We start from the raw sequence: 7,306 nt of genomic DNA on the forward strand, positions 1-7,306 counted from the left end.
GTCGGCCGTTGGCCGACTATGCCCGCTTGCCGCGCGCGACCTCGTCGCCGGCGCCGGGCGGCAGCCGCCGCGTGATCGGAATCGATGCGAACGAGCACAGCCCGACCACCACGAATGCCGGCCAGAAATCCGACCACACCATCGCCTGATGGCCCTGGAGCCAGTGCGACACGTGCAGCACGAGGCCGGCCACCGTCACGCCGAGGCCGAGCGACATCTGCTGCACGACACTGCCGAGGCTCGTCGCGCGGCCTGCGTCGCGCGGCGAGATGTCCGCGTAGATCATCGAATTCAGGCTCGTGAACTGCAGCGCGGGGAAAATGCCGCCGACGAGCACGATCATCCAGATCGCCCAGGTGGCCATGCCGGGATGGAACACGCCATACGCGGCGATCGCGAGGCCCGCGAATGCCGCGTTGTAGATCAGCACGGTACGAAAGCCGAAGCGGCGCAGCGTATGGGTGGCCGTCGAGCGGCTGACCGCGCCGCCGAGCGCGGACGCGCACGTGATCAGGCCGGAATGGAACGCGCTCATGCCGAGCCCTTCCTGCAGCGCGAGCGGCAGCAGGAACGGCACCGCGCCGAGGCCGATGCGGAACAGCGACCCGCCGACGACGCTCGCGTGGTACGTCGGGATCTTCAGGAAACTGAGGTCGAGCACGGGGCGCTCCTTGCGGCGCGCGTACGGCACGTACAGCGCGAGCATCGCGGCGCCGGCCGCGCACATGAGGATGGCGTTCGAGCGCGACGTGAGCGAACCGTCGATCAGCGTGAGGCCCATCAGCAGCAGCGCCGCGCCGCTGGCCGACAGCAGGAAGCCGAACCAGTCGAGCGGCCCCGGATCGGGCTCGTGCGTGTTCGCGATGTGCTTGCTCGCGAGGTAGATCCCGTAGATGCCGATCGGCACGTTGATGAAGAAGATCATCCGCCAGTGCAGATAGGTCGTGATGAAGCCGCCGACGAGCGGCCCGACCGTGGGCCCGAACAGCGCGGGAATCGCGAGGTAGTTCATCGCGCGCACGAGATCGGAGCGCGGCACCGCGCGGAAGATGATGATGCGGCCGACCGGCACCATCATCGCGCCGCCGACGCCCTGTATGAAGCGCGCGAACGTGAGCACGCCGAGGGAGTTGGACGCCGCGCACATCAGCGAGCCGACGACGAAGATGCCGATCGCGGTGCGGAACACGGCGCGCGCGCTGAAGCGGTCGGCGAGCCAGCCGCAGATCGGGATGAACACGCCGAGGCCGACCACGTAAGCCGTGATCGCGATGTTCAGTGTGACGGGGCTGTGCCCGAAGTCCCTCGCCATCGCGGGCAGCGCGGTGACGATGATGTTCGCGTCGACGCTTTCCATGAACAACGCACAGGCAACGATGAGCGGTGCTAGAAAGACGGGCGACATGGGCTGGGCGCGCGGTAAAGACGTCATTATGCCCACAATGTGACCGTTGCGTCACGTACGACAACAGTTGTTCCGCATGTTGCAACAGTCGTCTTTTCCTGTGGATGGGGCGGAAAGAACGACTGTGCGTGGGCAAGCGGCGCATTGCTCGTGCGTGTCGAATGCGTTGTCCGACCGGTGAACGACGCAGCATCGCCGTTGCCGGGCGCGCGTGCGTTTTCGATGCCGGGCAGGCGGTCGACGCGCCCGACATTGCGATCGGGGAACGGCTTCTCGCGCGGTGCGTCGCCCGCGCTTTCGCCATTCGGCGTGCGTGTCGACGCGCATGAACACGATGAGCGGGACCGACGTCTGCCCGGTATGGCGATTCCTTTTGACGGAGTGGCGGTGCGTTTCTAGAATATGAGCGTTTGCTCATATTCGAAACTCGCATTCCCGCCATGTCCGACTCGTCTTCGCGCATCCCGCTGTCGCCCCGCAAGGCGCCGCGCCAGCGCCGCTCGGTGGCCACCGTCGATGCGATCGTCGAGGCCGCCGCGCGCATTCTGGAGCGCGACGGCTTCGACGGTTACACGACGAACGCGGTCGCCGCGCTGGCCGGCGTGAGCATCGGCTCGCTCTATCAATACTTTCCGAACCGCGATGCGCTGACCGCTGCGCTCGTCGAGCGCGAGAGTGCGCATCTGCTCGACGACGTCGACCGGGCGGCCGCGCTGTCGTCGTGCGACGACGTGCTGCGCACGCTGGTGCGCGGGGCCGTCGCGCACCAGATGCGCCGGCCGGTGCTCGCGCGGCTGATCGATTTCGAGGAGGCGCGGCTGCCGCTCGGTGCGCGCAACGCGCGCGTCGTCGACCGCATCCACGCGACCTTGCTGCATGCGCTCGGGTTGCGCGATGCGCCGCGCGTCGCCGCGCCCGACGTGATTGCGCACGATCTGCTCGCGATCGTGAAAGGCATCGTCGATGCGGCGGGCGCGCGCGGCGAAACCGATGCGCACGCGCTCGAAGCGCGGGCGTGGCGGGCGGTGCGCGGTTATCTCCGGGAATCGCGCGAATCGAAACTTGCTTGAGATGCATGTTTCGTGCGACAGTCGGACCCATTCGCACCACAACATGACGCGTATCGATCGAAGGCCATCGAGACGAACGCGCGCGCGAACGAGACCTCGTGCCGATCCACTCACCATCGAAAGGAGGGGACACGCCATGACGTCACGTCGTGCCGCACCGCTTGCATCTCGCTTCTCGTCGCGTCAGTCACCGCCCGCGCCGCGTCTGCGCTGGGCCGCCGCACTGGCCATCGCGTATCTCGCCGTCGCCGGCTGCGCCGCGCAGGCCGACAATGCGAACCAGGCCGCCGCGCAAGCGGCCGGCCAGTCCGCGATACCGGCTACCACCGCAGCGGCTGCCGCTCCCGCGTCGGGCACGCTGCCGCCGCCGAGCCAGCTCTACGGCGATCTGTTCGTCGCGGTGCAGACCGCGCAGCTCTATCCCGACCAGAAGACCTTCGTCGACGCAACGCCCGATACCGACCCCGCGACGATCGTGCAGTTGTATCAGCAACAGAAATCGCAGCCGGGCTTCTCGCTGAAGGCGTTCGTCGACCAGCATTTCACGCCGCCCCCGGCAGGCGGCGTGACGCCGCCGCCGAACCAGACGCTGCGCCAGCACATCGACTGGCTGTGGCCGCAGCTCACGCGCACGAGCGTCACGGTGCCCCAGTACAGTTCGCTGATTCCGATGCCGAAGCCGTACGTCGTGCCGGGCGGCCGTTTCCGCGAAGGGTACTACTGGGATACCTATTTCACGATGCTCGGGTTGCAGGTGTCGGGGCGCGAGGATCTCGTCGACGACATGCTCGACAACTTTGCATACCTGATCGATATGGTCGGCCACATCCCGAACGGCAATCGCACGTACTACGCGAGCCGCTCGCAGCCGCCGTTCTTCGCGTACATGGTCACGCTCGCCGCGCAGGTCGAGGGCGACAAGGTCTACCAGAAATACCTGCCGGCGCTGCGCAAGGAACATGCGTACTGGATGCAGGGCGAGACCACGACGCCGCGCGGGCAGGCGGCGCGCCACGTGGTCGCGATGCCCGACGGCGCCGTGCTGAACCGCTACTGGGATGCGAGCGATACGCCGCGCGACGAGTCGTATCTGGAGGACGTGACGACCGCGAAGTCGGTGCCGTCCCGTCCGGCGAACGAGGTGTACCGCGACCTGCGCGCGGGCGCCGAAAGCGGCTGGGACTACAGCTCGCGGTGGTTCGGCGACGGCAAGACGCTCGCGACGATCCGCACGACGTCGATCGTGCCGGTCGACCTGAACAGCCTGATGTTCCATCTCGAGACGACGATCGTGAAGGGCTGTGCGGTCACGCGCGATATCGCATGCGTGGCCGATTTTTCAGCGCGCGCGGGCAAGCGGGCGGCTGCGATCAATCATTACCTGTGGAACCGTCGCGGCTACTATGGCGACTACGACTGGCAGTTGCGCAAGCCGCGCGACGGCGTGACGGCGGCCGCGCTGTATCCGTTGTTTGCAGGCGTCGCGTGGCCGGAGCGTGCGAAGGCGACCGCGCGCGAAGTGCGCAAGACGCTGCTGCAGCCGGGCGGTCTCGCGACGACGACCGAGAACACGGGCCAGCAATGGGATGCGCCGAACGGCTGGGCGCCGCTGCAGTGGATCGCGATCGACGGGCTGCGCCGTTATGGCGAACCGGCGCTCGCGAAGGACATCGGCACGCGTTTCCTGTCCGACGTGAAGCATGTGTATGCGACCGAAGGCAAGCTCGTCGAGAAGTACGTGGTCGAGGGTACCGGCACGGGCGGCGGAGGCGGCGGCGAATATCCGTTGCAGGACGGCTTCGGCTGGACCAACGGCGTCACGCTGAAACTGCTCGGGCTGTACGGCGAGTAAGGTGCGGTGCGCGGTGCGGGCCGCGTGCCCACACGGCGAGCAATCGCACGGGCCGGACCGTCGCGCAAGCGGTCGTCCGGCCCGCGTTTTCATGCGGCGCGCGTCAGAACGTGATCGTCGTGCGCACGCCGACCACCGTCTCGTCGCCGATGCGCGCGCCGGCCGCGTTCGGGTTCGGGATGCCGCCGCCCGGACGGAAGAAGTGCTGCAGGTCGGCCTGCACCTGCCACCACGGCGCGACCTGGTACTGGTAGGTCGCTTCGATGACGGTTTCCGCGCGGCGCACCGGATAGCCGGGCGTCGTGTACACGCCGGTATCGCCGTCGAGGCCGCGCGCATGCGAGCCGATCTTCGCGTAGCCGATCGCGATGCCGGCGACGTCGTTGTCGCGGCCGGCGAACGGCGCCTTCAGCGTCACGCCGGCGTTGGCCGCGAAATCGACGACGTTGCGGTCGCCCGGCGAGCCCATCACGCGCGCGAACATGCCGACCGAACGCGGGCTGTCGGCGGACGGCCGCCACACCATCTGGTCCGCGACCGCATAGAACCCATAGTTGCCGCGATGCGTGGCGGGCGTGCCGTTGCTCGCCGGATCGGCGAGCGACAACCCGTCGGTGCCGTAGCGCGGATCGTTCGCATGCTGCGAGTGATACCAGAAGCCGAGCTTGTACGTGCCGGGCAGGCCGGCCGGCTGCGGGGCCTTCGGGTCGGCGGGCGGCGCGTTCAGCGCGTACTGCACCTCGCCGATCACGAACGCGCCGCTGCGCAGGTTGAAGTTGGTGCCGTGTGCGTTCAGCACCTGGGCGTCGCCGTCGCTGCGGCCGGCCGGGTTGCCGTCGAACACGCCGACCAACGCGGTCCACGCATCGGCCGGCTTCACGCGCAGCCGCACGCCGAGCGACGACAGCGGGTACGCGGGGCCGCCGGACGGCAGATCGGTGGACGGCAGCACGGGCCAGCCGAACGTCGCGTTCATGAACGTCGCCGCGTTCTGGCTCACCATGAATTCCTGGTCGACGCTCTGCTGGCCGACTTTCACGTCGACCTTGCCGTCGAGCAGCGACTGCTGGTACCAGAGTTCCCACAGGCGTGTGGTCGAGTTCGCCTCGATGCCGGTGGCGGTCTGCAACGTCTGCAGGTAGCGCTGCGTGAGGTTGGTGCCGTGGATCTGCAGCCCCGACACGTTGAACGTGCCGCCCGGCAGGCCGACCGCCTTGCCGGTGTCGATGTTGAAACCGAATTGCGTGAGCCCCTGGTATGCGCCGCCGCGACCCGTGCCGCCGGACGTGTTGTACAGGTACTCGCTGGTCTCCTGCAGGCTCAGCGTGACGCCGTGCTCGTCGAGCACGTCACGCAGGCCGCCCATGTTGCCGAGCAGGTTCGAGCGCTCCCAGAAGCCGGTCGGAGCGGGCGCGGCAGCATCGGCGGCCTGTTGCGCGGGGGCGGCGGCATCGCTCGCGCCGGCTGCCGGTTCGGCAGCGGCGGGCGACGATGCCTGCGCGAATGCGGGCGCGGCGGCGAGCGACAGCAGCAGCGCGGTGAGCGCATCGAGGCGGCGCTTGCGCGGGACGGGTGCGAGGTGATTCTTCATTTGGGTTCCGTTGGCAGTTTGATTAGTTTGGCTGAAGAAACGGGAACGTGATGCGGGACGCATGGCGAGACGGCCCGCACGGAGCAGGGCTTACGGCAGCCAGCCGCCGACGCGCCAGACCTGCGCGAAGCCGACGCGCGGCGCGACCGAGCACAGCAGCGCGGCGAGCGCGAGCGCGGCCGCCGTCGCGGCGATCAGCACGCAATCGAGCGGGCGGGGCGCCGTCGGCACGTGGGCGAGGGCCCGGCCGCGCCAGCGGCTGAATGCCCGGGCGAGCGGCGAGCGGCCGGAAAAAGAGCGGTCGCACGCGACGTGTACGACGCGCTTGAGCTTGACCGCGAACGATTGAACGAACATGACGCTGCCTCCGTTCCGTCCGGCGGACGCCGGACGACGTGATCGAGCGCGGGTGCGTGACGCGGCCTGCGATCGGAGGATGGAACATAACGGAGCGTGCGACTGCCGAACCGGCGATGGCCGGCCCGGATGGAGGCGCGCTAACCCGACGAGTGCGAGCTAGCGGCGAAAGACATGCGTCTGGCTGCTATCTCGCGATGGCTTGGCCGGCCTGGACCGGCATCGAACTGCAACTAGAGCATGTATCCACGGAGGGACTCCCGTGATGAATTGGGGCGGATTGTAGTCGCGACTTTTGCTGCGGCGCAAGTAGAAAACGCATGACGGTTGCGCCGTGTGGTGCGCGCGTCGCGGCGGGCCAGGGCCGCCACACGCCCGCCCGGCAACGGCAAAGCGGGTGGTTGCGCGTTGCGCCGCACCGTTGCTTGCACGCATCGGCGCGCGATCGCGTCATCGCCCGCTGAAAGGTTTCGGTACGTCAATTCAAGGGCAAATCTTTCAGTTGCGTCATGCGGGAAATTTATTTCGAAAAACGGGGTTTCGAGGGGTTGACTTCACTTTCGCGCGGTCCATAGAATCCGCCATCTTCACTCTTGGGGCCGCCGCCTTGGACGCCTGCAGTAGTCGATCTTCGAACGAAATTTCCGCCTGAGCGACCGACGTCCGCGCCTCATCGAAGCCGCCGTTTGTCTCCCGGGCAAACGGTGCGCGCAGCAGTATTTCCGCAGCAACTCCCTACGTGCACCCTGATTCGCGCCGGTTAGCGTGATGCGTTCTCGCATGCGTTGTCCGGTTTCACCGCCGCCTGGCAGGCGGCCGCGTTCGCGCATCCGTTTCCCGGGCGCGCGAATGCCGGCCCGCACGCCGGACGGCGGTCAACCGTGTTCCCCGGAACACCGTACAGGAGCCGCCATGAACGACAGTGACAGTTGTCCCTTAGAGACGGTTTCATAAAGACTGATCGGCCCGCCGAAGGGTATTCCAGCAGATCAGACAGCAACCGAGTTTGAGGAACGCGCCGTGAATGTCTG

Annotated in this window: 5 protein-coding genes; 2 read left to right on the plus strand and 3 right to left on the minus strand. The window is 67.7% G+C overall.

Translation table 11 applies throughout. The features are described from left to right. Positions 1–16 precede the first annotated feature (16 nt). Positions 17–1,405: an MFS transporter gene (locus DFS13_RS36400; protein ID WP_006491205.1), complete on the minus strand. Its 1,389-nt coding sequence runs from the start codon at positions 1,403–1,405 to the stop codon at positions 17–19. Positions 1,406–1,845: 440 nt separating this feature from the next. Here DFS13_RS36400 and DFS13_RS36410 point away from each other — a divergent pair, with 440 nt between their 5' ends. Together DFS13_RS36410 and treA are read left to right on the plus strand one after the other, a co-directional pair. After that, positions 1,846–2,475 (plus strand): TetR/AcrR family transcriptional regulator, encoded by a 630-nt coding sequence (locus tag DFS13_RS36410; protein WP_062910360.1) that lies wholly within the window; start codon positions 1,846–1,848, stop codon positions 2,473–2,475. 136 nt (positions 2,476–2,611) lie between these two features. Further along, positions 2,612–4,327: an alpha,alpha-trehalase TreA gene (treA, locus tag DFS13_RS36415; RefSeq protein ID WP_069353516.1), complete on the plus strand. Its 1,716-nt coding sequence runs from the start codon at positions 2,612–2,614 to the stop codon at positions 4,325–4,327. Between the two features lie 103 nt (positions 4,328–4,430). Here the strand turns inward: treA and DFS13_RS36420 are convergent, their stop codons facing one another. Both DFS13_RS36420 and DFS13_RS36425 read right to left on the minus strand, forming a co-directional pair. Beyond that, entirely contained in the window at positions 4,431–5,918 is a 1,488-nt protein-coding gene (locus DFS13_RS36420; RefSeq protein WP_111442784.1) for a carbohydrate porin, read from the minus strand. Positions 5,919–6,008: 90 nt separating this feature from the next. Then, complete coding sequence (locus DFS13_RS36425; RefSeq protein WP_006487869.1) at positions 6,009–6,275, minus strand: hypothetical protein; 267 nt, start codon at positions 6,273–6,275, stop codon at positions 6,009–6,011. Positions 6,276–7,306: the final 1,031 nt, after the last annotated feature.

The organism is Burkholderia sp. 28_3, assembly GCF_003253915.1.
Taxonomy (GTDB): Bacteria; Pseudomonadota; Gammaproteobacteria; order Burkholderiales; family Burkholderiaceae; genus Burkholderia; species Burkholderia cenocepacia.